This window comes from Lysobacter sp. Hz25, from assembly GCF_046097045.1.
Lineage (GTDB): Bacteria > Pseudomonadota > Gammaproteobacteria > Xanthomonadales > Xanthomonadaceae > Lysobacter > Lysobacter antibioticus_B.
This window is the reverse complement of sequence record NZ_CP175666.1, coordinates 5,842,030-5,867,307: the sequence shown is the minus strand read 5'-3', so window position 1 is coordinate 5,867,307 and position 25,278 is coordinate 5,842,030. Positions and strand designations below refer to the sequence as shown.

25 protein-coding genes and 1 pseudogene are annotated in these 25,278 nt (G+C 62.6%); 10 read left to right on the top strand and 16 right to left on the bottom strand.

Annotated elements, in window-relative coordinates; all coding sequences use genetic code 11:
• Positions 1-59: 59 nt before the first annotated feature.
• Positions 60-1,061: a M23 family metallopeptidase gene (locus ACKN61_RS24410; RefSeq protein ID WP_408951644.1), complete on the bottom strand. Its 1,002-nt coding sequence runs from the start codon at positions 1,059-1,061 to the stop codon at positions 60-62.
• 384 nt (positions 1,062-1,445) lie between these two features.
• Here ACKN61_RS24410 and ACKN61_RS24405 point away from each other — a divergent pair, with 384 nt between their 5' ends.
• Positions 1,446-2,099, top strand: a complete 654-nt coding sequence (locus tag ACKN61_RS24405) for an energy transducer TonB (RefSeq protein ID WP_408951643.1) — start codon at positions 1,446-1,448, stop codon at positions 2,097-2,099.
• A gap of 62 nt (positions 2,100-2,161) precedes the next feature.
• Positions 2,162-2,827, top strand: a complete 666-nt coding sequence (locus tag ACKN61_RS24400) for a TonB family protein (protein ID WP_408951642.1) — start codon at positions 2,162-2,164, stop codon at positions 2,825-2,827.
• A gap of 204 nt (positions 2,828-3,031) precedes the next feature.
• On the opposite strand, the gene ACKN61_RS24395 is transcribed toward ACKN61_RS24400, so the two are convergent.
• Both ACKN61_RS24395 and ACKN61_RS24390 read right to left on the bottom strand, forming a co-directional pair.
• The gene (locus tag ACKN61_RS24395) at positions 3,032-3,565 is read right to left on the bottom strand and encodes a hypothetical protein (protein ID WP_408951641.1); all 534 of its coding nucleotides are present in this window, start codon (positions 3,563-3,565) and stop codon (positions 3,032-3,034) included.
• A 12-nt stretch (positions 3,566-3,577) separates the two neighbouring features.
• Positions 3,578-3,976 (bottom strand): hypothetical protein, encoded by a 399-nt coding sequence (locus tag ACKN61_RS24390; protein WP_408951640.1) that lies wholly within the window; start codon positions 3,974-3,976, stop codon positions 3,578-3,580.
• A gap of 221 nt (positions 3,977-4,197) precedes the next feature.
• On the opposite strand from ACKN61_RS24390, the gene ACKN61_RS24385 reads away from it, so the two are divergent.
• Positions 4,198-4,467, top strand: a complete 270-nt coding sequence (locus ACKN61_RS24385) for a hypothetical protein (protein ID WP_408951639.1) — start codon at positions 4,198-4,200, stop codon at positions 4,465-4,467.
• A 97-nt stretch (positions 4,468-4,564) separates the two neighbouring features.
• Here the strand turns inward: ACKN61_RS24385 and ACKN61_RS24380 are convergent, their stop codons facing one another.
• The 3 genes from ACKN61_RS24380 to ACKN61_RS24370 all read right to left on the bottom strand — a co-directional run bounded on the left by ACKN61_RS24380 (position 4,565) and on the right by ACKN61_RS24370 (position 10,817).
• Complete coding sequence (locus tag ACKN61_RS24380; protein ID WP_408951638.1) at positions 4,565-4,762, bottom strand: DUF4926 domain-containing protein; 198 nt, start codon at positions 4,760-4,762, stop codon at positions 4,565-4,567.
• Positions 4,759-7,914, bottom strand: coding sequence for an RHS repeat domain-containing protein (locus ACKN61_RS24375; RefSeq protein WP_408951637.1), 3,156 nt, complete (start codon positions 7,912-7,914; stop codon positions 4,759-4,761). Before ACKN61_RS24375 ends, ACKN61_RS24380 begins: the two co-directional genes overlap by 4 nt.
• An 80-nt stretch (positions 7,915-7,994) precedes the next feature.
• Positions 7,995-10,817, bottom strand: a complete 2,823-nt coding sequence (locus tag ACKN61_RS24370; protein WP_408951636.1) for an RHS repeat domain-containing protein — start codon at positions 10,815-10,817, stop codon at positions 7,995-7,997.
• 517 nt (positions 10,818-11,334) lie between these two features.
• Between ACKN61_RS24370 and ACKN61_RS24365 the strand changes: the two genes are divergently transcribed.
• Complete coding sequence (locus tag ACKN61_RS24365) at positions 11,335-12,237, top strand: sterol desaturase family protein (RefSeq protein WP_408951635.1); 903 nt, start codon at positions 11,335-11,337, stop codon at positions 12,235-12,237.
• Here the strand turns inward: ACKN61_RS24365 and ACKN61_RS24360 are convergent.
• Both ACKN61_RS24360 and ACKN61_RS24355 read right to left on the bottom strand, forming a co-directional pair.
• Complete coding sequence (locus tag ACKN61_RS24360; RefSeq protein ID WP_408951634.1) at positions 12,234-12,923, bottom strand: helix-turn-helix transcriptional regulator; 690 nt, start codon at positions 12,921-12,923, stop codon at positions 12,234-12,236. The two genes, ACKN61_RS24365 and ACKN61_RS24360, sit on opposite strands and share 4 nt — an antisense overlap.
• Before the next feature lie 89 nt (positions 12,924-13,012).
• Positions 13,013-13,498: a DUF6194 family protein gene (locus tag ACKN61_RS24355; RefSeq protein ID WP_408951633.1), complete on the bottom strand. Its 486-nt coding sequence runs from the start codon at positions 13,496-13,498 to the stop codon at positions 13,013-13,015.
• Positions 13,499-13,716: 218 nt separating this feature from the next.
• Between ACKN61_RS24355 and ACKN61_RS24350 the strand changes: the two genes are divergently transcribed.
• On the top strand, positions 13,717-14,022 hold the full coding sequence (locus tag ACKN61_RS24350; RefSeq protein WP_408951632.1) for a cupin domain-containing protein: 306 nt from the start codon (positions 13,717-13,719) through the stop codon (positions 14,020-14,022).
• A gap of 81 nt (positions 14,023-14,103) precedes the next feature.
• Here ACKN61_RS24350 and gcvA read toward each other — a convergent pair whose 3' ends face one another.
• Positions 14,104-15,030: a transcriptional regulator GcvA gene (gene gcvA / locus ACKN61_RS24345; RefSeq protein ID WP_408951631.1), complete on the bottom strand. Its 927-nt coding sequence runs from the start codon at positions 15,028-15,030 to the stop codon at positions 14,104-14,106.
• Between the two features lie 135 nt (positions 15,031-15,165).
• Between gcvA and ACKN61_RS24340 the strand changes: the two genes are divergently transcribed.
• The 4 genes from ACKN61_RS24340 to ACKN61_RS24325 all read left to right on the top strand — a co-directional run bounded on the left by ACKN61_RS24340 (position 15,166) and on the right by ACKN61_RS24325 (position 18,486).
• The gene (locus ACKN61_RS24340; RefSeq protein ID WP_408951630.1) at positions 15,166-15,990 is read left to right on the top strand and encodes an MBL fold metallo-hydrolase; all 825 of its coding nucleotides are present in this window, start codon (positions 15,166-15,168) and stop codon (positions 15,988-15,990) included.
• Positions 15,987-16,862 carry an MBL fold metallo-hydrolase gene (locus tag ACKN61_RS24335; protein ID WP_408951629.1) on the top strand — a complete coding sequence of 292 codons (876 nt, stop codon included), beginning with the start codon at positions 15,987-15,989 and terminating at the stop codon, positions 16,860-16,862. The genes ACKN61_RS24340 and ACKN61_RS24335 overlap by 4 nt, the downstream gene beginning before the upstream one ends.
• A 293-nt stretch (positions 16,863-17,155) precedes the next feature.
• Positions 17,156-17,695, top strand: coding sequence for a hypothetical protein (locus ACKN61_RS24330; protein ID WP_408951628.1), 540 nt, complete (start codon positions 17,156-17,158; stop codon positions 17,693-17,695).
• Positions 17,696-17,811: 116 nt separating this feature from the next.
• The gene (locus ACKN61_RS24325) at positions 17,812-18,486 is read left to right on the top strand and encodes a hypothetical protein (protein WP_408951627.1); all 675 of its coding nucleotides are present in this window, start codon (positions 17,812-17,814) and stop codon (positions 18,484-18,486) included.
• 177 nt (positions 18,487-18,663) lie between these two features.
• Here ACKN61_RS24325 and ACKN61_RS24320 read toward each other — a convergent pair whose 3' ends face one another.
• The 3 genes and pseudogenes from ACKN61_RS24320 to ACKN61_RS24310 form a co-directional block, all read right to left on the bottom strand.
• Positions 18,664-18,894: a DUF6289 family protein gene (locus tag ACKN61_RS24320; RefSeq protein ID WP_031370238.1), complete on the bottom strand. Its 231-nt coding sequence runs from the start codon at positions 18,892-18,894 to the stop codon at positions 18,664-18,666.
• A 97-nt stretch (positions 18,895-18,991) separates the two neighbouring features.
• Positions 18,992-19,303, bottom strand: coding sequence for a hypothetical protein (locus tag ACKN61_RS24315; RefSeq protein ID WP_031370237.1), 312 nt, complete (start codon positions 19,301-19,303; stop codon positions 18,992-18,994).
• Between the two features lie 524 nt (positions 19,304-19,827).
• Positions 19,828-20,160 (bottom strand): annotated as a pseudogene (locus tag ACKN61_RS24310) (DMT family transporter).
• Between the two features lie 315 nt (positions 20,161-20,475).
• On the opposite strand from ACKN61_RS24310, the gene ACKN61_RS24305 reads away from it, so the two are divergent.
• Complete coding sequence (locus ACKN61_RS24305; RefSeq protein ID WP_408951626.1) at positions 20,476-21,753, top strand: clostripain-related cysteine peptidase; 1,278 nt, start codon at positions 20,476-20,478, stop codon at positions 21,751-21,753.
• Between the two features lie 268 nt (positions 21,754-22,021).
• Here the strand turns inward: ACKN61_RS24305 and ACKN61_RS24300 are convergent, their stop codons facing one another.
• The 4 genes from ACKN61_RS24300 to ACKN61_RS24285 form a co-directional block, all read right to left on the bottom strand.
• Positions 22,022-22,792: a class I SAM-dependent methyltransferase gene (locus ACKN61_RS24300; protein ID WP_408951625.1), complete on the bottom strand. Its 771-nt coding sequence runs from the start codon at positions 22,790-22,792 to the stop codon at positions 22,022-22,024.
• Between the two features lie 184 nt (positions 22,793-22,976).
• Positions 22,977-23,597, bottom strand: a complete 621-nt coding sequence (locus ACKN61_RS24295) for a flagellar basal body L-ring protein FlgH (RefSeq protein ID WP_408951624.1) — start codon at positions 23,595-23,597, stop codon at positions 22,977-22,979.
• Positions 23,598-24,061: 464 nt separating this feature from the next.
• On the bottom strand, positions 24,062-24,415 hold the full coding sequence (locus ACKN61_RS24290) for a hypothetical protein (protein WP_408951623.1): 354 nt from the start codon (positions 24,413-24,415) through the stop codon (positions 24,062-24,064).
• Positions 24,412-24,867, bottom strand: a complete 456-nt coding sequence (locus ACKN61_RS24285; RefSeq protein ID WP_408951622.1) for a hypothetical protein — start codon at positions 24,865-24,867, stop codon at positions 24,412-24,414. Before ACKN61_RS24285 ends, ACKN61_RS24290 begins: the two co-directional genes overlap by 4 nt.
• Positions 24,868-25,278: the final 411 nt, after the last annotated feature.

Below are 25,278 nucleotides of genomic sequence, written 5' to 3'. Positions count from 1 at the left end.
CCGGCTCCAGGCGACAATCCGCGTTCGGTGGGTATCTCGTGCGGTGAGCGAAGCAGGCGTTACTGGGACGATGGGCGAATGCGTTGCCCTTTCGTAGGCTCGCCTCGCATCACCGGCGTACCATCGGCAAGGTAGTGGGTGAACTGCGCGGGCAGCGCGGTCGCCCCGTTGAACTTCGGGCCGTCCTGCAACTGATAGTGCAGATGCGCTTCCGAGGAATGGCCGCTGTTGCCGCATTCGCCCAGACGATCGCCGGCGTCCACGCGGTCGCCCCGTTTCACGCGCAGCGACCCCTTGCGCAGGTGGGCGAGCATCGAAAACTCGCCATTGCCGTGATCGATGATGACGCGGTTGCCGGTCAGGTCCCTGGCATTCAACTTGCCGGGCGGATTATCGGCGACGTAGTCCACCACCTCGACGACTTCGCCCGCGGCCGGCGCCAGGATCGGCTTGCCGAAGCAATAGTAATCTTCATTGCGAAGTCCATCGCCGGCATGAGTGGCGCTGCCGCGAACGATGGCCAAGTCGGCGGCGAAACGCTGGCCGACGAACTCGGCATGGTAGTTCTGCTCGAGCGTGCGGCCGCCCCAGAACACCATGAACTCTTCGTCGAACGGCAATTGCAGCGCGGTCTTGGTCCGATAATCGAGGTGCCTGCTCGGTGCCGCCTGCTTGCGCACCTTCGGCTCCGGGAGGATGGCGAAATTACTGACCTTGCCATCGTTCGCGAACGACCAGCTCACCACGTAGACGTCCGGAGACTTCTCGAAGCGGACTCGGCGCTTGTACACGCTGGCGAGAGGATCCGCGCTGACGGACTCTTCGACAACGGCCTTCTCGGCGCCAAGCTGAGTATCGAGTTGATCGCGAAAACTCGCGAGATCATCGCGGGATCTAAGGGTGCGCCGCATGGTGTCGTCGAAGCTGTCCCATACGGTGTCGATTCGTTTCGAATAGAAGGCGGCGGTCAGATCGGCGCCGGCTTTGCGCGCATCCAGTGCATGCGCGGTCGTTGCATGCAGCAGTGCGGACAGCAGGATGAGCAAGAGATAGCGCTTCATATCGCAGCTCCTGTATCGCATCAGATTTGCTGATGCTCTAGATCGCGATTTAGCGCCATCGCGAACCTGCGACAGCGCCGCCTGTCTCAATTTCGCCACGCATGCCAGCCAGAAGGATCGGTCGAACGTCTGGCGTGGAACTCGACGCGATAGGCGATCGATGCGCAAACAGGAAAACGCAGAACGCGGCACGCGGCGGACGCGCTTCCAGCGATTCCCGTTATGGCTTCGATGCCGTGCGGATGCGCCGCAGCAGGGCCGTCACGCCGGCTGGAAGCAGCGGTTTGTTATCGGCATGTTAGTCTTCGTGAGCAAAGTGAACGCCGAACGTCCGCGCAGGACGCGAACCCAAGGAACGGACTCATGAGACAGACAGGCAAGTGGATGGTGCTCGGCGTGCTTCTGGCTTTCGCCACTGCCGATGCGCGGGCTCAGGGAGCCACCGACATCGGCGCCAGCATCGACATATCGTCGTACCGGTTGAATCCGCCGGCCTATCCGTCCGAGGCTATCGACGCTTGCGTCGGCGGCACGGTGATCGTGCTGGTCGACATCGACAAGGACGGTCAGCGCAGCCAAGCCGTGGTCGAACGTTCCAGCGGCTACGCCTATTTCGACCGGGCCGCCATCGAGGCGAGCAAGCGCTGGAAATACAACCCGGCGACGGAGAACGACCAGCGCGTGCCCGGCAAGGTACGCATACCGGTCGACTTCGCCGAGTACGAAGGGTGCTGGACGGCCGTCCCCGACGTGGAAGCCCGTCTCGCGGCCGCTTCATTGGAGAAGCATCCGCCGAAATGGCCGGCGATCGTCGCAGAGCAACATCTGAGCGGCCTGGTCGTGCTGCTGATCCAGGTCGACAAGGACGGCGCCAGGAAGAACGTGAAAGTCGGCGTATCCAGCGGCGACCAGGACATCGACCAGGCGGCCATGCTCGCGGCGCTCGAATGGGAGTTCCAGCCCGCGACGCTGAAGGGCAAGCCGGTTCGGTCCTTGCTGCAAGTGCCATTGCCGTACGGCAAACAGGAAACCCGCTGACGCAGCGTGCTGCGCGCTCCGTCCTCCCCAGTCTGTGGATTGAACCCATGAAGCCTGTGTCCATGATCGCGCTGGTCGGCGCGCTGTTGTTCTTCGCGAACGGCGCGAGTGCACAAGGTGTGCCAAGCTTCGACGCGACTTTGGACAAAGCCTCGAGACTTCGCCATCGTCCGGTCTATCCCAAGCAGGCGATCAGCGCCTGCGTCTCCGGCACGGTGGTCATGATCATCGATGTCGCCGCCGACGGCAGCTTCGTCGATGCCATCGTCGAGAAGTCCAGTCGCAATACTCACCTCGACCGCGCCGCGCTGGAGGCAGCGCGTTACTGGAAGTACTACCCGGCGAGAGACGAGAAGGGCGAAAAAGTCGCCGACAAGATACGGATTCCGGTGGATTTCGAAGCGCACGAAAGTTGCTGGAGCAAGCAGGTACCCGACACCCCGGCACGCCCCGAGCCGTCCTCAGTAGAGCGCGATCCGCCGCGATGGCCTGCCATCGTCGAGGAGAACGGGCTGAGCGGCGAGGTCGTGTTGCTGGTGCTGCTCGAAGAAGACGGCTGGAAGCATGCGGTCAGGGTCGAAACGACCAGCGGCGACCCGGATATCGATTACGCAGCCGTGAATGCCGCGGAGAATTGGAAATATGAGCCGGCGCTGCTCGACGGCAAGCCCGTGCGTACGGTTCTGCGTTTGCCGATGCGTTACGGCAAAGGCGAGCCCGCTCGCTGACGCAGCGTCTTGGGGCAGTGAGTTCGGTGTGAGCAGGGGCTCGATCTGGATCGCACCAGCGGTAAACGAATCGACATTCGGAGATCGGCCTGTCTCCACCGCAGTCAATGCGCTGACTTATAAAGTTCGCGAGCGGGTGCTGCCAAATCGTGGAGCTTCAGTTGGCGTAGGGCGGAATCAAGCCCGCCCTACGCAACCTCCACGTTAGCGCGATGCGTATGCATCCCAAAGCGGCCCTTCCATCCTGCCGCTAAAGATCAGAGTGGCGCCGTCAGAAACCGGCTCGTACCCGCACGCAAAAGAGCGAACTCCGTACTTGAGCGCCAACCGTTCCGCTCCATGCCTCAGTGATGTCGCTGTCTGCCCCGATGCAGAAGTCGTGTCCTTCCACTCGAAGATGATCAGAGCATCGGCAACCCCTTCCGCACAGATCAACTGGACTAAGGGCTGGGAAATTGAAGCCTCGCCAATCAAAAGTCTATTTGCTCTTAGGCTCAACATCCCAGGAGAGGGCGGCTGTGCTGAACTGAAGACGGAAATATAATCACCCAGGTTAGCACCGGCCTCCATCTCAAACTCGCTTGCAGAAAGATCAAAAGGCGGCTCTGTGGAAAGGAGCTCCGCTACAAGCGGTTCTAGCGCGCCTACCGGAACCGCTTCGAACACTAGCTCTATTAATTGACCCATTCTGGCCTGCTTTCTCCTGAGGTGCTTCAACAAATTCTTCGATAGTGCCATCTACCGAATGAATTAGTTGCGCTCGTCTCCTCTGTTCGGAGCCACCCAAAGCACAGCGCTACGGTCCAAGCCAAGAGAGTCAATGACTTCATCAATAACCTCTTCCCGTTTACTCGCGGAATCGAGGCGTAAAGTGAATTGTCCTGCCGGCTGATGAAGAAAGGAAATTAGCTCAATGACGGAGCCAGACTTTAGTTGGGCACCGATGGATCTCCATGGCCCGAGGCCTGCCTCATCACCTTCCAACAACCTGCCGCCAAAATAGGTGGTTAGCAGCAACTCATCCAGTTTCAGGACCGCCAGTTCTATGTAGTCACCACTTGGCCAACGAGTACTCGGGAAAAGCTCGGTCATTCTCGGTTTATTCCAGATCTGAGCAATGGCGAGGCCGCTGTAGTCGAATTGCTTCATTGCGTATGATCACACCGTGTTCTTAGGCGCGGAAGTGCCTGTAACGGATTCCGATTCGGTGCTCTCAAGGCGGGTGATGCGCGTCAATGCGGATCTAACCAGTAAGCGAAGAGACGGGCGCGCGTGCCCTGGCCGGATACGCATCCCCATCGATTTCGAAGAGTACGAAAGCTGCTGAACCATGCTGGCCCCGAGACGCGGCTCGACCCGAGCAGTCCTCGATGGCAGACCTGCCGCCGAATTGTCCAAGTATCGTCGTGGAGAAGGCGCTAAGCAGCGAGGTCGTGCTGGTGGTGCTGCTCGACGAAGACGGTCCAACGCTCTCGACCAGAATCGAAACCTCCAGCGGCGGCGATCCAGCTATCGATGTCGCCGCGAACCCGGCGGTGAACTGGAAGTATCTGCCGCAATGTTCGACGGAAAGTCGGTGCGCAGCATTCTTCGCGTGCGCCTGCACTACGGCAAAAGTACGCCTGAGGGCTTTCCGTTGAGTGGCATATGAGCGGCTGCGTTGTTCAACACCTTGTGATGCAACTTCTGTGCATCACTCCGAGCTCGCTACGTCAAAGCTAACAAGGTTTGAATGGGTCATGCATGTTCGATGCTCATTGCATCTACTGTTATGACTCCGAGAGTGACCTCGAGTGAGTCTACGAATTCAGCTTCGTAGACTCCATTTTCGGCGTCTAATATTAAAAGGATCACTCCTTTAGTGCCCTTCTTTATGCGCTCGCTCAATGTCTGAGTGGCTATGACGACGTCATACTCTTTAAAGGTAGATTTCATTTTTTTGCCGGGATTATTGTGGTTAATCTGACAACGCCGTCTTTATTTGATTTAAGCCAGGCCGTGGTGACATCTATTCTTCTGCCATTTGCCCCGGTTATGCTAATAATTTGATTGTACTTAGTTCCGTACTCATTCACTCCGGTGACGGTGGCTTTTCTGGAGTTAAATGATATTTGTTTTGCGAGATCTGGCATGTTCTTTCGAGTAAAGCCCAGGGCCTGTTCAAACCACTTTGCTTTTGCGCCGCCGACAGCGTGATCAGGGTTTAGGATGTATCTTTCAAGTTTCGAGGCAACACTTATTCTTGACAGGCGAATGGCTTGGGCAACTCGAAAGATACTAATCAGCCCAGTCGCAACGCGCTCCATTGGTATGAGAGAGGCAACAGCTTCCCCGTATGGCTCCTGCGCTTTAGCCATGCTATCGGCCACATCCGCTGGGCTACAGCCCGGTTGCTGGGCGCACGAACTATAAGCACTAAGATACTTGGATGAGTAATCTAGCCCATTGCGCCCGTCGGGGTCGACAAAACGATACGGGTTATTGTTTGCGTAGGAGTAGCGATTGAAGTTGTCGCCATCATTATTGTTCGCGGAAACCGGGTCGATCGATAAAAATCTTCCCACGGATGAATCATAGTAGCGCTGCTGCATATAAGTTAGCCCAGTCGCGCCATCCATGACATGACCGGTGTATCCCACGCCGTCATAGGCGGGCTTATTGACGGCGGCTCCGTAAGGCTCCCAATCGGTCGGATCGAGGACCGTCCTGTTCGCGTCTGTCGCAGCGACCGGGCTACCGAGGGCGTCGGTGTGTTGATACTTGACTGCCCATGCACCAGCGCCCGTGCGCTCGCGCTGGGCCAACTGGCTGCCGGCGAGGTAGACGTACTCGGTTTCCTTGTTGGTCGCCTCGTTGACGCGTCGAACCAATTGGCCCGACTTTGCGTAGTGACTCGTGACATTCCCGTTGGCCCCGGCGGTCAGCACGCGCAAGCCACCGGCATCGTAGAGATAGCGCTCCAGAATCCCGGTGGAAGCGGTTGGAGCGGGGGTGCTGTCGTCTGGTATGAAGGTTCCGCCACCGCCGCCTGGTTCGGACGGTCCCAGGCAGCCTGGGCCGGAGGTGCAGGTTGAAGCAGGGGGCGACGCGGCTGCTTTGACTTCGCGCAGGCGATTGCCGTAGTCGAAATCGTAGGTCACGCCATTCTTGTTCGACAGGTTGCCTTGTGCGTCGTAACCCAGGCCTATGATGCTTTGGCCATCCTGGTTCTTGATGTTGATCAGTTGGTTACGGGGATCGTAGTGATAGCGGCGATCCTTGATGCCGCCCAGCGACCAGGACCGCAGGTTGTCGAGCGCGTCGTAACTGAAGCGATGCCAGCAGTCCCCGCCGAAGCTGCAGGAGCCAGCGGCGGTGAGCCGGTTCAGATCGTCATAGGCCATCCAGCGGCTGTAGTGGTCGCCCCTCAAGCGATCCAGAATCTGCGAGACGTTGCCGGCGGCATCGAATCCGGTCTCGTGATCGAGCACGCCGGCGTCGGTGCTGCGCGCCGGCAACTGCCGGGCGTTCTGGGTCATCGTGTGCTGGATGCCGTTGCCGTAACGGAATGTTTGGATCGCGCCGTTCGGGTAGTAGCCGATATCCGATGCATACACTTGGCCGGAGGTATCTCGAACCGTCTTGGTCTGGCCAAGCGCATTGGGCAAATACTCGACGACCATGCCACTGGGATAGGTCGTACGGTTCGGATTACCGTTCGCGTCATAGCCGTGGATGACGGTCGAGGCGGGCAGGCCCGCGCGGCTGACCGACTCACTCTCGAGCATGCGGCGCCGGTTATAGCTGTAGCCGTTGACGACCGGGTCGCCTTGGTTGGCGCTGTTATAGGTCGTCAGTACCTGAGGCAGTCCGTCGGGGGTATAGGTCCAGATCTGGTTGCCGCGGCCATCGGGGAAATTCAGGGCGGTCAGACGGTTGCGGACGTCGTAACCGCGTCCGATGGCACGGCCGGAAGACTGGGCCTCTGAGCGGTTGCAAGCGGTGGTGCTGGGCAGGTTCAGCCCGCTGGCGGACCATGCCAAGTTGCCGGCTGCGTCGTACTCCATCACGGTCGAGCCGGTCTCCGGTTCGATCACTTTGCAAAGGCGCTGATGTTGGTCGTAGACGTATCGGCGCGCCAGCGCCAAGGGAGCGGGCACCACATAGATGCCTGAGCCGTTCAACAGAAGGTTCGAGCGTCCTTCCGGCGAGATGCCATGAACGTAGATTTTCTTGTTGGCATGCTCTTGGCGAATCGCGGCGGTCAATGGAATCGAAAAGCGATAGGCGGCGCCTTGGGCGTGACAGGTCGCCGCGACCGCCGGTTCGCTAGGCTCATTGGAGGTCTGCGCGGCGACGAATGTTCCGACACCGGAGCCGCCGCCTACGTACATATGTACGTCGATGGGTTGGTTCCTGCCAGTCGAACAAGCCCAGCCGACGACCTTGTACGCGCTGTTGACGCTATCGATCCAGCCGGTAACTTCGGTGCTACCCACCGTAACCGATGTCGGCGCGGACGAGGTGGCCTCGCCATTGTTGTCTACGGCTTTTGCATAGACCGAGTAGGTGCCGGCGGCGACGTTGTTTACGGTGATCCCATAAGGTGCGCTGGTCGCGGTGCCGATGTGGTTGCCATTGGCGTAGTACTCGACCCGAACGACCTGTCCATCCGGGTCCGAAGCGTTGGCAGTCCAGGTCATGGTCGCCGGGGCGATGAACGGTGCCGTGGTCGGAGCGTTGATGGTGACGGTCGGCGGATTGCCGCCAGGCGCGATGACCTGGATCGTAATGGTCTCGCTGGCCCCGGCACCGTCGGCGACCGCTTGGCCGGTGAAATGATGCGTGCCGATCTGCAGGCCGGTGAAGGTGTGAGACAGCCCGTACGGATTGCTTGCGATCAATTGTCCGTTATGGAACAGATTGACCTGCTGGATCGGAATGCCGTCGTCATCGTTGTAGCCGTTGACGCCGACCGTTACGGTGGCGGGCGCTACGACGTTGCCGTATTCCGTAGACGTCATGGTGACGTAGGTGGCGCGAGCATCGGTGACGGCGCCGATTAGCAACAGCATCAGCAGCAGTCGGAAAATCAGTGAGTACAGCATCGGATTCGGTCCTTCAGGTTCTGGGCACTGGACGCTCGAAATCGCTGCGAGCTTCAGTCTTCGTATCGACGAGTGCGTACTCAGCCTTCTGGGCCGGAACGAATCATCTCCAGCGGCTTCCCGAAGATGTCCCGATTGATGGTCGTCGACACGCCTGCGGGCGAATCTATGCCCAGGGGTGCGTCATAGGATGGTTGGTCGAAGACCTGGAACCGTTGCGTGGAAACCTTCTGGCGCGGGTCGGTGATCCGTCGCTGGAAACCCGTCAGGTATTCGGTGGTCGTGGCCAGGACGCCCAGCTCGCTGTCTTGTTCCACGCGCGTGACCCGGTCTAGTGCGTCGTAGAAGGTACGGGTGCCCTGAGCGACATCGCCGAAGTTGCCGACGTTCCGTAGCGGATAGGACTGAAAGTTCAGTCGACCGCTGGAGTCGTAACGTTTGACGACCTGGCTCAAGCTCCCGGCGATGTCGCCAAGGTCGAGTTGCTCCTCCAGTACCGGTCGCCACAGGGCGTCCATGTACATGTTGACGTGCTTGTTGCCTTCAATGCGGCTGCTACGCCAATGTCCCGCGGGCAGGCCATGTTCATCGAAGCCGATCTGCTGGAACGACAGCGAGACCGGGTTCCATGCAGTGCTGTCGCCAGTGGGATAGGCGATGCTGGCCAGGCGTCCCATGGCGTCGTAGCTGTAGTTGGTGGCGAAGCCGTTTTCGTCGGTTACCGAGCCTATCCAGCCTCTGTCGTTGACGACTGCCGATTGGGACGTGCCACCGGGGTAGCTGATGTTCTGCGGCACTCCGCGTTTCCAGTTCGAAAAGCTGGTCCTCTGATTCAGGCCGTCGGCCACGCTCTCCAGCGTCGCATCCGGGTTGTAAACCAGCGTCTGGATGGTTTTGCCGAAGGAGCGGATCTCTGTCGGTAGCGCGGTCGTCGAGTGATAGAGGGTTTCTTCGCTCAGTACGCCGTCGATACTGGTCGACCTGACCTGCCCCAAAGTCCAGCTCGTCAGATTGTCGTGATAAGCGGTGGCCTGCACCTTAGAGGGGCCGAGCGAGCTCCACTTTCTCTCGGTGATTGGCCGGGCGAAGCTGTCGAACTGGTTGACGTATGAGCTGAACTCGACGCCGTCCTGCACGATCGTGTTGCGTCTGATCGGCCGAATACGGACGGAGCTGGAGTCGTCGGAGCCCGTCAGGACGCCGTAGATATCCGGGAACGGCATCGAAGATATCTCGCTTTCGGACACGTACTCGGAGGTCTGTGTTCTAAGCACGGTTCCATCGGGCTTCTTGATGGTCGTACCGAGCAGGCGGCCGTCATTGACCAGCCACAACGCCCCATATTTCTGTTCCTGAATGCTTCCGTCGGGCTGGGTGACCCAGACCCGCTTCCAGTCGCGGCAGGAGGTGCAAGGTATCTGATTGACGCGGCCGAATTCCTGCGGAACTTCGTATTCGTAAGTCCATTGCATGGCCGGCAAGCCGGGCCCTGCAATGGTTTTGGTGGCCAACGAGTAGTTATCGAAATACTCGGGGATGCCCAGCGAGTAGTACTCGTTGCCCATGTTGTCGCGATGATCGAACACGCAGGCGTTGGCAGGCGTGCCGTTCTTCAGATGGCGCATGAAGTTGAATCGGAACGTGCCCAAGGCGCCCGAGGGGTGGGTAATCTGCACCCCGAGCATGTCGACCGGCTCGAGGGGTTGCGCACAACGCAGATTGGCGTCGAGGCCCTGGTATTGGGGCAGCAGCAGGGCATTGCTGATGGTGCCGTTCTCGCCATAGATACGGTACTGCCAGGACGATCCATCCGGTTGCACCACCCGGGACAAGAGCTTCTTGGGGTAATAGTCGCCGATCGTCTGCGTCGCGTATTCGTAGGTCCACTGGCGCCCATCGGCGGTCGCGCTGGACACCCGTCCGTCGGTATAGCCGAGCTGGATCGATCGGCCGTCGCTGGAGGTGATGCTGGCGAGCTGGTCGCCCGAGTAGTTGTAGGCGACCCAGTTGCCGTGTCTGTCCTCGACCCGGCTGGCCATCAGGAAGACCTTGACGCGCCCGATCATGGCGCTGCCGTCCTCGGATCCGTACTTGCTGACGACCGGGGCTCCGCGTTCGATGCCCACATCGAAGGTATAGCGATTGCCCTGCGTATCGACGGCGATGAAGCCTTCGCCCGGGTAGCCGTTGCTGGTATTGGGCTTGCAGCGGAATCTATGGTCCGACCGGGAACCCCATTTGTAGGTAGCTCCGTCATTGGGGACGACGGTATTCGCCAAGAGCAGAAGCATCTCGGTATCTCCGCCTCCTGGAATATGCATGTAGGTCCCGCTCCAGATGTCGGCGGTACTGAACGGGGCTCCGACGTCCGGATACCAGACCTGCGAGCATCTCTGGGTAGTGCCCGTGCCCGACACGTTCCATTTGGACCCTGCTGGAAACACGCCATACATATAAGGGACATCGATATCCCAAGCGCCGAAGCCGCCCAGTACTTCGGTCTCCTTGCGCGACTCGACCTTGAAACGCCGGCCGAGGCGTACGGGAAGGGCGTTGTTGCCCGGCAGATCGATATCGGTCGCGACGAATTCGGTGGAGCCGTTGTAGAGGCTCACGCTTTCGCCCATCAGATCGGACTGCAGTGGGCTGACCATCTCGGCCGAACGTACGCGTTTGGAGTACTCCTCCAGCGGCGCAACCGGCGTACGGGCGTGTGCAGTCCCCATCGCAGTAACCACGGCAGCGGCCAGCACGCAAGCTGCGCGCCGCTCGATCGATCCCTTCATGCTGTCCCCTTTCTGCGCCCTTACCGGACGGCTCTGTCGATCAACGGATTCCCAGTACAACAACACCTTGTCCCAAGCGTTGAGAAGCCGCGGCTTTGGATGGCTGCGGATACGCATTGGGATAGATCTATTCGTCTTCAGTCGGCGAAAAATGCCCAGTCCGTGTGCTCGTGTGCTTCCTAGTGCAGTTGATGCTTCGTGCTCGCCTGGACAGCCCCGGTGACTTGCCCCTACCCACCTGGCATTCGTGACCGGATTGTTAGCCGGTGACGGTGTGTCCGCAAGGGCCGATCGGCTCTTGCGGCATACTCAGTCGCATTGGGGGCGATCTGAAACTGCTTATAGCCGGTAAAAAACCATGGCGCTATATGTGCTTTCTTCTGACCGGATATCGCCTTGGAGTGACGGCAAGCTTAGTGCAGGAACTGCCCGGGCGGATGTAGGGAAATTCTGATTCGGCGTAGATGCGCTCCCGGCGAATCATCGTTCCGCTTCCGCTCGGTACCTCCTGCTCGTAGCTCGGATGGCCACTCAGTCCACAGGCTGCAATTCGCCACCAACATGCGCGGTTTATCCAAGCCGCAAGCCCAGCGTCGGGGCCAGCATGCTGGCCTCGTCGATGCCTGGGTTGAAGATGAAAGAGTGGATGTTGCGCTGGTATGCGCCGCTGTTTTTGTTCGGCTTCGTCGGCACGGCCGCATGGTGGGTCGGTGACCGCCACGGTCCTGCCTTGTGGTTGTTGCCGTTGCTGGGTCTGGCGGTGGCGCTGTCCTTTCTGGCCGAACGCCGTTGGCCGTACGACCCGCATTTCAACCAAGACCATGGCGACCGGGCTCGCGATGTCGCGCACGCGGTGGTCAATGAGGCGCTTAATCTGCTGTCGATCGCATCCGTTCCGCTGTTGGCGGCGTGGATGCCGTGGCAATGGTGGCCCACGCACTGGCCGTTCGCGTTGCAACTATCGCTGGCGGTCATCGGGGCCGACCTCGGCGTTACTCTCATGCACTACGCCAGTCACCGCATCGGTTGGCTCTGGCGCTTGCATGCGGTGCACCACAGCGTGACCCGCATGTACGGTTTCAACGGCTTGATGAAGCATCCGCTGCATCAGGCGGTCGAAGCGGTCGGTGGGGTGTTGCCGTTGTTGCTGCTCGGCCTGCCGTATCCGGTCGCGGCGGTGCTGGCGTTCGCCATCGCCATCCAGTTGCTGTTGCAGCATTCCAACGTCGACATGCGGCCGGGCCTGTTGGGCCGGCTGATGGCGTGGGCGCCGCTGCATCGTTTCCACCATCTGCGCTACGGCGCCGCCGGCGACGTCAACTTCGGCCTGTTCTTCACCGTTTGGGATCGGTTGTTGGGCACCGCTTTCGATGCGCCCGGTTATCGACTGGGCAGTCGCGACCTGGGGATCGGTACTCAGCCGGAGTACCCGCGCGATTATGCCGGCCAGTTGCTGGCGCCGTTCCGCGCGCTGCCGCAGGGCGATGTGCCGGCGTTGCCGGCCGAACTGCTGCAGGCTCGTGTTCGGCGCGGTTAGCGATATGCCTGCAGTTGCAAGCCGTGTAACTGCGCCGCGCCGATGCCGAACATGCGCCGCAAGTTGCGCGACAGATGCGGCAAGTCGGCGAAGCCCGCCGCATGCGCGCTGGCGGTGAGGCTGTCGCCGGCCAGGAAACGCGCCAAGGCGTGATGCAGGCGTCGCCACAAGACCCAGCCGCGCAAGGTAATCGCCAGGTCGGACTGGAAGCGGCGGTGCAGCTGGCTCGGCGAGAGATGCGCGGCCTCGGCGATGTCGGCGGCGCAGACGCTGTCGGGCAGGCGCGCAACGATCTCGGCGATGGCTGCCTGCAGGCGACGGTCGAGGGGCTGCGCCCGGCATAGCTCGGGCAATAAGGGCTGCAGCGCCGGCAGCCGGGCCGGCAGCTGCGGCAATCGCCGCAGGATCGCTTCCACGTCGGCATGGCCGGGTTCGAGATAGACCGTGCAGCCTTCGCTCGGCGCGGCCAGCACCGCATGCGGCCGAAACGAAGGCAGCCACAGGCGCTGGCCGGTACGCCGTTCGCCGTCGATCTCGACCTGCCACGGCGTGCCATCGCTGAGCAGCAGTTGATGGGCGTAATGAGCGTGCCGGCCGCTGCCGCCGGCCCGGCCCTGCAGTGCCGCGAGGTGCTCACCGAGCAGCAGGGTGCCGGTCCAGGCGCGATCGGTGAGGGCGGCAGGCATAGGCGGATGGGGCTCGGGGCGATGCGTCGGCGACGCCAGTCTAGCGTCCCGGCGGCGCCGCATCGTTCGGCCGCGCCGGGCTGAATCCTTCAGGCTAGCGCCCGATGAATCGCGAAATCCAGCAGGCCCTTGAGCTTGTCGTCGGATCGCTTGCCGGGCTCGACGATCGACACCCAGCCGTTCGCGCCATAGGCGGGGTGTGGAATCAGTGTATCGACCGCAGCGAAGTCGAAGTCGCCGCGACGATCGGCCAGGTCTCTGGGAGCGAAGCCGAACAGCGCCTCGAACTTCGCCTTGCCGACATCGAGGTTGACCCGGTACAGGCCGCGATCGAGTCGGGACTCCTCGTCGAAGCCGACGTAGTCCTTGGTGACGATGGTGACGAACGGCATCTTCTTCGCTTGCCCGTCGGCGCCCACGGCGAAGCAGAAGGTGTCGCTCCAGGCCATCTCCGGGCTGCCGTCTTCGCGCGCCGCCACCTGGATGCGAACCGAGCCGTTTGCGGCGAGATACCGCCGAATTTCGTCTTGGGTCACGAGTCTGTCTCGCCGTTCTGCGGGCAGGGATTCTAGCAATCGGGCCTGCGCGGATGGCCGCTATCCGGCTCGGTCCATCGAGAGCTCGGAGTGCGCCTGATCCCGGTTCGTGCGGGCAGCCCTGTTCGATAATTCAGCCGAACCAGAACCAGAACCAGAACCAGAACCAGAACCAGCACCAGAACCAGAACCAGAACCAGCACCAGGCTGCGGCCTGGTTGGCCCCAGACGCCAGGCGTCCCACCGAGAGCATCCTGATGCGAGTCGACAACCTGTTTGCGAATGCCGCGGCGCCGGCGCAAGGCGAGCGCTTCGAAGCCTTGCTCACTCACAAGAACCTGGTGATCGAGCGCATCGTCAGTTCGGCGGCGATCACTCCGACGCAGTATGTGCAAACCCAGGACGAGTGGGTGGCGATGCTGCAGGGTGAGGCGACGCTCGAGGTCGCAGGCGAGGCCGTCGAGCTGCGCTCCGGCGACTATTTGTTCCTGCCTGCCGGTACGCCGCATAGCGTGCGCCGTGTTTCCGAGGGCGCGCTGTGGTTGGCGATTCATTTGCATTGATGGTGGGTGCGGCCGCTTCTGCACGCATCTCCATCCACTTATGGCCGCAGGGAGGCGCGACGATCGTTCTAGCGACGATCCCTAGCCAGACGAAGGGACCGCGTTCGTGGACGCTTCCTTCCGCAACCACCGGCAGAACGCATCGACGGCCGGCGCGATGTCGGCGCCTGACCGACGGACGATCCAGAACGCGTAGGCGTTGTCGAGGGAACCGTCGAAAGGCTTGATCAGGCGGCCGCGTTGCACGTCTTCCTGGACCAAAGGGGCGACGCCCAAGGCGACGCCGTGCCCGGCGACGGCGGCTTCCTGGGCCAGGTACATGCTGGCGAACATCGGGCCTCGGGTCGCATCCACTCCCATCGCGCCGGCGGCTTCCAGCCAGGCGGCCCAATCCGGTACGCCGGCGCGCCCGGTCGAACCTTCGTCATGCAGCAGGGTGTGCTGGCGCAGGTCGTCGAGCGAGGCCAGCGGCCGGCGCTCATCGTTCGCCAGCGTAGGCGCGCACACCGGAAACACCGGCGCATCCAGCAAGCGCTCGGCATGGACGCCCGTGTAAGCGCCGGGCCCGTAGCGGATGGCGACGTCGATGTCGTCGCGGACGAAATCGACGCGTTCGTTGCCGGTCTCGATGCGCAGTTGGATATCGGGATGGTCGTGGTGAAACCGGTGCAGTTTCGGTGCGAGCCACTTCGCCGCGAAGGATTCCACGGTGCTGACGCGCAGATGCACCGCCGTGGGAGCGGCGACCCGGTCCAGGACCCGATCGAGCTGGCCGAACAGTTCACTCAACGATGCCGCCAGCGCTGCGCCTTCGGCGGTCAGCTCGACCGCGCGGTGGCCGCGCTCGAACAGCTTCACGCCGAGGTAGGCCTCCAGGCGCTTGACCTGGTGGCTGACCGCCGCCGGAGTGACGAACAACTGCCCGGCCGCCTCCTGGAAACTCAGGCAGCGCGCGGCCGTTTCGAAGGCCCGCAGGGCGTTGAGCGGGGCAGGGGGGCGTGACTTCAAGAGCGCCTCGGGTTCGCGGACCGAAGCGCGCATCCTATCAAGTTAGTTTTTCTAATGTGGGGCTCAAAACATCTCGTTTGTCGGCGCCCGGGGCGCTGGCAATGATGGCCCGTCGCAACACGGTGAGCGTTGGTCATGAGATTCGAGTCCCTGGGTTCCGATGTACTGATGTTCGTCGGCGACGACTACGAGTCGGTCGCCACCGCCTTCCTCGACGGCGACGATGTCCTGCTCGTCGATTCGCTGAGCAGCGCGGACGATGCGAAGTGGATGCGCAGGGTCCTGTGCGAGGACCTGGGCAAGACCGTGCGGGCCATCGCCGCGACGCACTACATGAGCGACCACATGGCGGGCCTGTCGCTGTTCCCCGACGCGCTCACGCTGGCCCACCGCCATCATCGCCATACGTTTTTGTCGCAGAACCGGCGTGTCGACGATTTCTATCGCGAGCCGAAGCTGGTCTTCGACAGCGCCATGACCCTGCGCTGGGGCGCACACGAACTGCGCTTCGTGCATAACCCCGGCAAGACCATGGACCACGTCAGCGTGGACGTGCCCACCGCCGACCTGGTCTGCGTTGGCGACAACATCGTCGGCAACATCGTCTACCTGTCCAAGGCGGACCCCGCGCTGATCCGTGCCGCGATCGGCCGGATACGCCAGTTTGGCCGGAGCACGGTGATCGGCGGACACCTAGGGCGATTCCCCGCTACCGTGCTCGACAACGCGATCCATTACCTGGATCGGCTGCGCGACCAGGTCATCCGCATTCGCAACGAAGCCGCGGGACAGGACATCGAGCGGCGCCTCGCCGCGATCGCCATCGAAGCCTGCCTGGCGCCGCAGGTCGAACCGACAGCGTTCGAACGCGACTGGCACCAGCGCAACCTGGAGGTCATCGTCGCGCAGTCGGTGTTCGAGCTCGATACGGCGATGGCCTCGCGGGAGCGCTGCGCATGAGCCGCGACGACGAAATCCTGGGCCGACCCATCCGTCGCCGCGAGTTCCTGCTCGGCTGCGCCGGCCTGGCCGGTGCGGCTTTGGGTGGTGCGGCCTTCGGCGGTGCCGCGTTCGCGGCGGGCCGCGCCGACGGCTTGCGCATCCAGCGGCTGGCCTGGGCCGGTATCCGCCTGCAGTTGCCGCAGGCCACCTTGTTCATCGATCCGCTGGTGAATCCGCAGGAGTGGGGGACCGCGCTCAAGGACGCCTTGATCCCGGTCGGCGACGCCGTGGGCGACGCTTCGGTCCTCATCACTCATGCGCACGGCGATCACTTCGACGCGAAGGCGGTCGCGCAGGCGCTCGGCAACGGCGGCGTCCTCGCGCATCCGGCGGGAACGAACCCGCTGCCGCTGCCTGCCAAAGCCCGGGTGCGGCCGAGCCCGCTGTGGGAGCCGCAACTGATCGGCGACTTCACCGCCACGGCCGTGCCGGCGTCGGACGGCTATGGCGACCCGCAAGTGTCCTGGGTGGTATCGGCGGGCGGGCGCCGCATCTTCCACGGCGGAGACACGCTCTGGCACGGGCACTGGTGGCGGATCGGCCGCCAGTTCGGCCCCTTCGATGCGGCATTCCTGCCGGTCAACGGCGCGCGCTTCGGTTGGCGCAAACCGGTCAGCGGCCAGCCCGGCGTGCTGACGCCGGAGCAAGCCGTTGCCGCCGCGACCATCCTGGGTGCGAAACGCTTGGTCCCCATCCACTACGGCGTGTCCGGCATGGACGAATACGTGGAGGTCGCCGACCCGATCGAGCAAGTGAAAAAGGCGGCTCGTGGAAAGGCGATCGACATACAGCCGCTGACGCCGGGCGCCTGGGTCGATTGGGGACAGTGAGGGCAGTTCGAAGGTCGGCCCGCACACGTCGGACCGCTCGAACGAACCGCGCCCTTTCACTCCCGGCTGTCGACCGAACCACTGCACTGCAGTTTCTCTCTGCGGGCGAGACCGGGATCGATAAGGTCCATGGCACTGGCTCGGCCCTGTCGTGTGCGGCGCAGATGATCGTTCTGCAATGCCTGGATGGCGGATGCCGATGACGGTGTCCGGATCGAGGCTCGCTTGCACTGTCCAAGTTCGCGAATCGGCACGTGATAGGCTGAAATCCGAATACAAGGAGAGTGTCAGCTGTGCGGAAAAAAGTGCTTATCGCTGTCTTGACGATTGCTTGCGCGGATGTGGTTTTCGCCGCCCTGCCCGCAAAAAACCCCTTCGTTATCAAGCTGGTGCCGCCCGAACTGGCGACGTGGCCGAGAATGAAGGCAACCGATTTCGGTTGCATGCTCGAAAAGCGTTTCGGAATACAAGACAAAACATACGGCTGCGCGGCCGATTTCGACCGCATGGACTGGGGTGACGCCTGTCTCGGTGCTACAACTAATTACAATGTCGGGCCAGCACTTCCGCTCAGCGTTGCCAAGTCCCTGCCTTCGCCGATCAGTGAGGTCGACCTTGAATGGGAGCACGGAGAGCTGCAGGACCTGTCCGTGACATTCGATCGAAAGGTGAGCGCGCGCGAGGTCGAGGCCATGTTCGGTCTGCGCATCGATGGCCCGAAGCCGGAGAACGTCATGTCTGTGGATCTTCAAGATTGTGCGCAGGGAAAATCCTGTCTCACGCTGCAGGGATTCGACCACATGGGCGCGGCGGATCTCGAATGCGGCACTTAGGCTGCGGCCGAGCAAGCGAGCTAGCCTGATTCGGCCGATCGGATCTCGCCTGTCTTGATCCTGTCATGGCCTGGGCATCGAATCCCCGGAACGGCTCAGTGCCGGGGAGACGAGTCATGGTTTCGTTCCACACGCTTGCGACCCGTCGGGTCGCGGCCGTCCGCGAGGGGCTGGCCCGGTACTTGGCCTGCCTTGCGTTCTTGCCGATCGCCTGGTCGGCGAATCTTGGCGCACAGGCCCCGGCGTGGCGGACGGTCAGCGACAAGGACGGCATCCGACTGGAGGCCCGCAGCCTTCCCCGCGAACGTTTCGACGAGCTTCGCGTCACCACCTCGCTGAAAGCCTCGCCGCAAACCATTGCGGATTACCTGCTCGGCAAGTACCTCGACGAGAAGAACAAGAACATCCGCCGCAGCTTCGTCCAGCGCGGACCGGACCAGGCGATCTGGTCCGACGTGCTCAGCACGCCGGTCACCAGCGATCGCTGCTACTCCATGCGTTTCGAGCGGCAGGCCCTGGCCAACGGAGAGATACGGGTGAAGTTCGTATCCCTCGACTATGTCGGCAGAAAACCCAAACCCGACTGCATTGCGCTGCGCTCGCGCGGCGAGTGGACCATGACCCCGACCAGTGCCGGGACGCGACTGACCTATTTGTCGTTGACCGACATCGGCGGCCAGACCCCCGCGTTTCTGGCGCAGCGGTCGCTTTCGTCGGCCGCCGTCTCCAGCGTACGCAAAGTGGTCGCGGGCTCAGCGGGGCTGGCCTTGCCGCGGGGCATCGGCGACTGAGCGGCGCCCACGAGGGCGCAAGTTCAGCCAGGGCCGAACATGGACGGCTGGGCTGGCGGGGCGGCCCAGCCGTCGCTGATGGAGCTTCCTCGACTGGCGGGAAAGCTCCGTGCACGATTCAGACTTCAGTTCGCGATCGCATGAGCGATCGAAACGCGTCAGTCCGAGGGGAGCGCTTCAGAAGCAGGGGCCTTGCTCGACCTCGACACGGCCCTGCGAGACACCGAAGGTCGAGACGATGCCGGTGCAGTCGATCAACCGGGCTCCGACCAGGTTGTTGGAGCTGTCGTAGTACTTGTATTCGATCCAGCCGGAACCGGTCGGCGGCGGGCGCGCGACCGAAGCGCCGAAGGCCAGTGCGGAAAGCGATGCTGCGATCAACAGAGCGGTGCGGACGGGACGTTTCATGAATCCTCCGAGGGATGGGGCAGGGTGGCAGTCAGACAAGGCAAACACGCTCCGCTACGGGCAGGCGCGGGCTTCCGCCGTGCCTCGCCATCGACGGTCAGGCCGAGACGGTTTGTACGGTTTGATTGGGGTCGAATGAAGGGCAGGGATCGAGGCAAGGTTTGCCCGGCACGCAAGGCGGCGGCACGCACTCTCCGCCCGAGCCCGGCCCGCCCGGCCCGGTGCCCGGGTCGTTCGGGTTGATGCAGTAGGGCGGGTAATCCACGGCGATTTCGCCTTCGGCGCAGAACGAATAGTCCGGATTGCTCGGGCCGTTGCCTGCCTGCGCCTGGGCCTGACCGACGCCCGTCGACCACGCCGCGGCCTGCAGCGCAGTGCCCAGCACCAATACTTTCAAAAGCATCTTCATCTTGTTCCCTCGTAGGTTGAGACCGATGGGGTGCCTGCCGACGCGGCGCATGCGCGCCCGCGGCCATGGCGAGGACGTCGGTGCACGAGTGCCTGCGGAGCGAAAACCTGTCCGCGCGTTTGTGGGGCAGGCAGGCCACTCGCTCCTTGCGAAGCCGCCATGCGCGTCCGATGCGCCGGATCGATACTAGGCAGTGCCCGCCATCGCTCAAGGCCGAAACCGGGCCATGCCGGGAACGACGCGGGTCAAGCGGCGATGCGGCTCCTCGCCGACGATCGTGCGCAGGTCGCTGTCTGGAACGCCGTAACCCCGCGCTGCGCCTGATAATTACGTCGATTCGTTCCCGCCGATACCCGCGGCTACGCTGCAATGGGCGTCAGACCGGGTCGGCACCTGGCGCCTGTGTCATGGCCGCCCAGGATGCATGGCGGTTCACCGGCCGCGCTCCGTGCCGATGCGAAGTGAAGGTGCCCAGAGGCCCGCGCCCGGATTCGATTCGCAGACCGTGCATATCGGCGCGCACATCAGTGCGACATGGTCTTGGAGAACAGATTCATGACGACGACTCCGGCCACGATCAAAGCCATGCCGGCCACTGTCCCCAGGGTCGAGCTTCTGTCCTTAATAAATCCACGAGAACGCGGTGACGAGGACCACGCCGAGCCCGGCCCAGATGGTGTAGGCGATACCCACTGGAATCGAGCGCAGCGCAAGCGACAGGAAGTAGAACGCCGTCACGTATCCCGCGGCCACCACGAGCGACGGAACAAGCTTGCTGAAGCCGTCGCTTGCCTTGAGTGCGGACGTTGCCACTACTTCGCCGAAAATCGCCATAGCCAGGAATTCCAATGTTTCATGGTCCGTCTCTGCGGTTGGGAGCGACGGATTGTGTGGCGTCTATCTGCGATAAACAGTCTTGTTGCGAACGGATTTCTCTGAGCACTCGCGCGTCGCAAGGCGAGTCCTCGATGCGCTCGAGGCGGCCGTCGTCGTCGTGTCCCTCCGCGTTCTTCTATAGGGATCACACAAATCGCCATGCATTCGGCTGGGGTGGCCGGGGGAGACATGCGCCTGCCTGCGCTTTTACCTGTAGCGAAAGTGCACTCGCTTTCGCCGCGCGAACGTAGCGCGCCGTGCGCGCGGCTTACCTTACCCACACAGGAATCGAATCCATGAAGCTGTTAAACAAGTCACTGCTTGCCGCGGCGTTGTTCGCTTGCGGCAGTGCCGCGGCAACCGCGAAAGTCCCGAGCAAACCCGTTGCCAAAGCCGCCGAGGCCGAGTGGAACGTGCTGGTGTTCATGAACGGCAAGAACAACCTGGAGCCGTTCACGGTCCACAACTGGAACCAGATGGCGAAAGTCGGCAGTTCCGACAAGGTCAACATCCTGGTCGAGTACGGCCGCATCGCAGGCTACGACAGCAGCAACGGCAACTGGACCGGCGTCAAGCGGTTCCGGGTCAAGAAGGGCGACAAGCCGACTGCCGCGGGCGCGCTGATGGACTTGGGCAAGTCCAAGTTGAACACCGACATGGGCGATAAGGAAACGCTCGCCGAGTTCATCAAGTGGGGCACGCAAAAGTATCCGGCCAAGCGCACGATGCTGGTGATCTGGAACCACGGCCAAGGCTTCCGCGTTGCGCCCGGGGCGAAGAACACCCACCGCTCGGTGTCCTCGGACGACGAAACCGGCAACATCATCTACAACTCCGATGTCGCCGACGCGATCAAGACCGCGCTGGGAAGCAAGAAGCTCGACATCGTCTCCTTCGATGCCTGCCTGATGGCGATGATCGAACCGGCTTACGAACTGCGCGACCGCGCCAAGTTCCTGGTCGGCAGCGAAGAGCTCGAGCCGGGCGAAGGTTGGGATTACGGTTTCCTCGCCAACCTGGCCAAGCAACCGGCCACGACCGAAGCGCAGGCGCTGGGCAAGTGGGTGGTCGACAGCTACAAGGCCTACTACACCAACAAGCCGTCGGGCCATACCACGCTGTCCTCGATCGACCTGAGCAAGACCGGCCTGGTCGCCGACGCGCTCGATGCGGTGACCGAAAGCCTGACCACCACCGCCGAGAAGCAGGCCGCGCGCGATGCGCGCAAGGCGATGACCCCGTACGAGACGTCCTATGGGGTGGACATCGGCGCGTGGCTGGCCACGCTCAAGACCAAGGCCATCGACGCCGACAGCAAGGCCGCCGTGCAGGACGCGCAGGACGCGTTGGCGCTGGCGGTCAAGGCGAACTACAGCAGCGGCAACAAGATCGGCAACAAGTTCTACGGCGACACCGGTCTGGCGGTGTTCTTCCCGCAAAACGCCAAGGAGTTCAACGCCGACTACTCCAGCGGTGGCTATAAGGTCAGCAATACCGATCGCCCGATTCGCTATGTGCAGGAGTCGGCCTGGCCGGGCTTCCTGAAGACGGTGTTCTCGGTGCCCACCCACTGATCGCGACCGCCTTGCGATGCCGATGACCGCCACGACGGAAGCGAGCGATCGCTTCCGTCGTTGGCGAATGTTGGGGGCGAGGATAAAGCCTTGCCGTTCACGACCAAGGCATAGGGGCGCCGGCGCTAATCACGATGACGATTTCATAAAGGTCGCCGGGAAAATGGGAGATGACCCCGAGCGTGACGGCCCAGTCGTATGGCGTGTCCGCACCCGGTAGCAGACCGATGCTATGACGCATGCAGATCTCGCGATGTCGCCGGGCGGGTCATCCCCGCCGCGCGGTCACGATCCAGGCACGCGAATCGAACCAGACGCCATCGGCCTGTTGGTGCTCGGTCAACAGACAGCGGAGGCGATCGAGCGCCTGTTCGCGTGGCCGGGTATCGAGGCGGGCGACCTTCTCCTGCACGGTAGAAAATCCGGAGACGAACTCGAAGGCGGCATCGACATCGGTCCCGTAGAAGACGGGCTCATGCACCTCTTCGAACATCGGGGCGGCGAAGCCGGCGGCATCGAGAATGCGTTCTACGAAGCCCTGGTCGCCCAGGGAGAACGCTGGTGGAGCGGCGAGGGAATCGGTGGCTGCCGCATCATAGGGCGGGAACGCGCTTTCGATGGCGGTGGCCCATTCATTACGATCGCGCTGCTGCCACACCATCATCACGAGGCGTCCCTCCGGACGCAATGCGCTGCGTATGTTGGAGAAGGCCGCGAGCGGATGCTCGAAGAACATCGTGCCGAATCGGCTGATGGCCACGTCGAAGGATTCGCGCGGCAGCCCATGTCGTTCGGCGTCGGCGCATGAGTATTCGACGTTGCCGAGCCTTGCTGCACGGGTGAGTTCCCGTGCGCGCTCGATCATTTCATTCGAGCAGTCGATGCCGAGCACCGACCCCGTTGCCGCGAGTTGCGCCGCTTCGCGTGTCGTCTGCCCGGTCCCGCAGCCGATGTCGAGGACCCGATCGGAAGCGAGGATGCCGTACGCGCGCCGCAACACGGCGTTGTGACGTTGCAGCTCGAGGTCGTAGTCGATCATGCGGACGGCTCCTGGTTCGTGCTTCGGCGGTGATGCGGAAACCAGCGGCACTGCTTCGGCCAATCTTCCGGCAATCGAAGAGCGCGCGGCAACAGGGGCCGATTCAAGCATGTTCGCCATCGCCTGCAGACCTCGCCGGTCGTGGTCGCCTCCCGCTAGTGTTGCGGCGCCTGGATGAAAGCCGTCATCGCGCCCGCTGCAGACTCAGAAACTTGTACATGTTCTCGATCGAGCGTTTAACCCGCGAAGGGTCCATGCCGCCGTCGTCGACCAATTCCAGCCCGGCGTCGGCGATCCGGTTCGAAACCACCGCGTTATCGATGTCGAGGTCTTCGCGACGGACCAGGCCCGAGACCCGGTAGGTTTGTTGCATGCCGCTGACATCTAGCGTCAGCAGGCCCTGGATCTGCACGCTGCCGTCCGGCTTCACGGCGACCACCTCTGCCGGAATGATGGTCAGCAGGTCGTTGGACGCGTCCTGAGAACTGCTGGCGGCCGGCGGTTTGGCCCAGGTCGATTTGAGCGCGAACACCCTGATGGCGTCGCCGACATGATGCCTAGGCTGGACCGCCGGGTAACCGACATAGTCGTTGACGTCGACCGGGCCTTTGAGCGGCAACGAGGACGCCGGCGGCGGCGCCATCGGCATCGGTGGCGCCTCCAGCACCACTCCGGATGGCTCAGGCGGCGGAGGCGGAATCGGTGGCGGCGCCGGGCTCCGAGCCATGAGCGGTCCGCTGCACAGGGCCGCGACCATCAGCAGGGCCGGGATCGACGCTTGGCGGGTATCGGCTTGCGTACTCATCTGAAAAATCCTTTTCTCTTGCGGTAGCGGGGGAAGCCCAGGCCGGTCTCAGTTCTCGACCGCATCGAATCTGCCTGCGTAAGCATACGCGGATGTCGACGAAGACCGCTGGCGTCGCCAGCCGCGAAGCAGCGTCGGCTTGTCGGCCATCGCGATCACTTCCCCTGCGCTTGCTCACGGCACCAGTGGTCGATGGCCGCCTGATTCCGCCGTTCCTTGGCCAGTGCGCAGTTCTCGGCGATCTCTCGCTCCGAGTCGGGCAGGTCGGCGGCTTTCTCTCTGGCAGGGAATGCGCATGCGGACAGAAGGCAGAGCAAGATCAACGCTGAAAGCGCGGCGGCAGGGTGTGGCTTCATCTTGATGGCGGATACCCTGATTGAGCTGAGCCGAGCCGCGGGGCGGCTTCGGTCGGTTGGACTATTCAAGCTCGGTGCGGGCCGACGTTCCGCCGGCAATCGGCGACCTCAGCCGGAGCCGCTGCAAAACACCGGCGGAAGGATATGCGAGGCCACCTCGACCGCAAAATAGATCAGCCATATCGCGACGCCCAGCCAGATCAACTCGAACGCTCTCAGGTAGGCGACCGTCAGCAGCAGGATCAACGCCGGGACGCCGAGAACCACCAGGCAGGCAAGGAACACATAGGCGCCGCCCCAGCATCCGAAGACCCCGGTGCTTAGGGAGACGACTGAAGCGGCTGCCAGCAGCAACACCAGGATCAGGCAGACGATCGCGCAGATGCGCGCGCGGCGATGGCGTTTCGCCAGCCGGGCATCCACCGGCGGCGGACTGGTTGCGAGCGGCCCTTGTTGGGTCATGGGGCCAACTCGCGTTGCTGGTCGGCCTGCGCCCGGCATCGACAGAAAAACACCCAATCCAGGATCAGCGCCACCGATACGAATAACAGGAGTACCAGTCCGGAAAAGATCACGCCCAGCATCGTCAGGGCCCAGACCATCAAAGCGGCGTTCTTCCACACATCGAACAGGCCGGCCGCCAGCATGCAGACCAGCAGCGGAACGAACTCGATGAAGAGATAGCCGGCCACCGCACGACGCGCCGCTTTGCAAAGCCGCGGCCGCCAGGACGGGCGCAACCAGCCCGCTACCGGCAGTACGCCGAGCAGGACGATCCAGGGGCCGAATACGAGGTGCAGCGGCAGATCGCTGGTTCCGCTCGCTCCGAACTGCGCCTGGGCCTGGCCGATACACGCCATGAGCGCCAGGAAAAACGCCGCGATCCGTGCGGAGCGCCGATACCGATCGTTCAAACTGGAATCCTTTCGATGTTGAAGGCGCGATGATCCGATTGAAGTGCCTTGATAACGCCAGGAGCCGGCAACGGCAAGTGCGGTCGTCTCCAGCGAATGTTAAGTCGCTGATTCGTATGCATGCACAACGCTCGGCCGAGGACAGGTCTGGAGAACGCCGGCAGTAGAGAGGGGACGGCCTTGGGCCGCATTCGCTAGGCGGGGATCGATCGCCGATTACGGGCTATCGCCAAAACCCTGCCAAGAAGCCTTTCCGTGGTGCTGCGGCGACAGCGGAGAACGGATTGAAAGAGCCGTTTCGCCATCTTGCTACGGCACGCGAACGCGCTCTTGCAATGCTTGTCCCGAAGTCCACCGCGTCGAGACCGGGCCTTGTCTATCGTCTCTTTGGTGTTGAGCCAAGCCTGCGCG

Excerpts from the sequence above, each read along its gene's own strand:
- ACKN61_RS24410 (WP_408951644.1), bottom strand. The coding sequence starts at position 1,061 with ATGAAGCGCTATCTCTTGCTCATCCTGCTGTCCGCACTGCTGCATGCA.
- ACKN61_RS24405 (WP_408951643.1), top strand. The coding sequence starts at position 1,446 with ATGGTGCTCGGCGTGCTTCTGGCTTTCGCCACTGCCGATGCGCGGGCT.
- ACKN61_RS24400 (WP_408951642.1), top strand. The coding sequence starts at position 2,162 with ATGATCGCGCTGGTCGGCGCGCTGTTGTTCTTCGCGAACGGCGCGAGT.
- ACKN61_RS24395 (WP_408951641.1), bottom strand. The coding sequence starts at position 3,565 with ATGGCACTATCGAAGAATTTGTTGAAGCACCTCAGGAGAAAGCAGGCC.
- ACKN61_RS24390 (WP_408951640.1), bottom strand. The coding sequence starts at position 3,976 with ATGAAGCAATTCGACTACAGCGGCCTCGCCATTGCTCAGATCTGGAAT.
- ACKN61_RS24385 (WP_408951639.1), top strand. The coding sequence starts at position 4,198 with ATGGCAGACCTGCCGCCGAATTGTCCAAGTATCGTCGTGGAGAAGGCG.
- ACKN61_RS24380 (WP_408951638.1), bottom strand. The coding sequence starts at position 4,762 with ATGAAATCTACCTTTAAAGAGTATGACGTCGTCATAGCCACTCAGACA.
- ACKN61_RS24375 (WP_408951637.1), bottom strand. The coding sequence starts at position 7,914 with ATGCTGTACTCACTGATTTTCCGACTGCTGCTGATGCTGTTGCTAATC.
- ACKN61_RS24370 (WP_408951636.1), bottom strand. The coding sequence starts at position 10,817 with ATGCGTATCCGCAGCCATCCAAAGCCGCGGCTTCTCAACGCTTGGGAC.
- ACKN61_RS24365 (WP_408951635.1), top strand. The coding sequence starts at position 11,335 with ATGAAAGAGTGGATGTTGCGCTGGTATGCGCCGCTGTTTTTGTTCGGC.
- ACKN61_RS24360 (WP_408951634.1), bottom strand. The coding sequence starts at position 12,923 with ATGCCTGCCGCCCTCACCGATCGCGCCTGGACCGGCACCCTGCTGCTC.
- ACKN61_RS24350 (WP_408951632.1), top strand. The coding sequence starts at position 13,717 with ATGCGAGTCGACAACCTGTTTGCGAATGCCGCGGCGCCGGCGCAAGGC.
- ACKN61_RS24340 (WP_408951630.1), top strand. The coding sequence starts at position 15,166 with ATGAGATTCGAGTCCCTGGGTTCCGATGTACTGATGTTCGTCGGCGAC.
- ACKN61_RS24335 (WP_408951629.1), top strand. The coding sequence starts at position 15,987 with ATGAGCCGCGACGACGAAATCCTGGGCCGACCCATCCGTCGCCGCGAG.
- ACKN61_RS24325 (WP_408951627.1), top strand. The coding sequence starts at position 17,812 with ATGGTTTCGTTCCACACGCTTGCGACCCGTCGGGTCGCGGCCGTCCGC.
- ACKN61_RS24320 (WP_031370238.1), bottom strand. The coding sequence starts at position 18,894 with ATGAAACGTCCCGTCCGCACCGCTCTGTTGATCGCAGCATCGCTTTCC.
- ACKN61_RS24315 (WP_031370237.1), bottom strand. The coding sequence starts at position 19,303 with ATGAAGATGCTTTTGAAAGTATTGGTGCTGGGCACTGCGCTGCAGGCC.
- ACKN61_RS24305 (WP_408951626.1), top strand. The coding sequence starts at position 20,476 with ATGAAGCTGTTAAACAAGTCACTGCTTGCCGCGGCGTTGTTCGCTTGC.
- ACKN61_RS24300 (WP_408951625.1), bottom strand. The coding sequence starts at position 22,792 with ATGATCGACTACGACCTCGAGCTGCAACGTCACAACGCCGTGTTGCGG.
- ACKN61_RS24295 (WP_408951624.1), bottom strand. The coding sequence starts at position 23,597 with ATGAGTACGCAAGCCGATACCCGCCAAGCGTCGATCCCGGCCCTGCTG.
- ACKN61_RS24290 (WP_408951623.1), bottom strand. The coding sequence starts at position 24,415 with ATGACCCAACAAGGGCCGCTCGCAACCAGTCCGCCGCCGGTGGATGCC.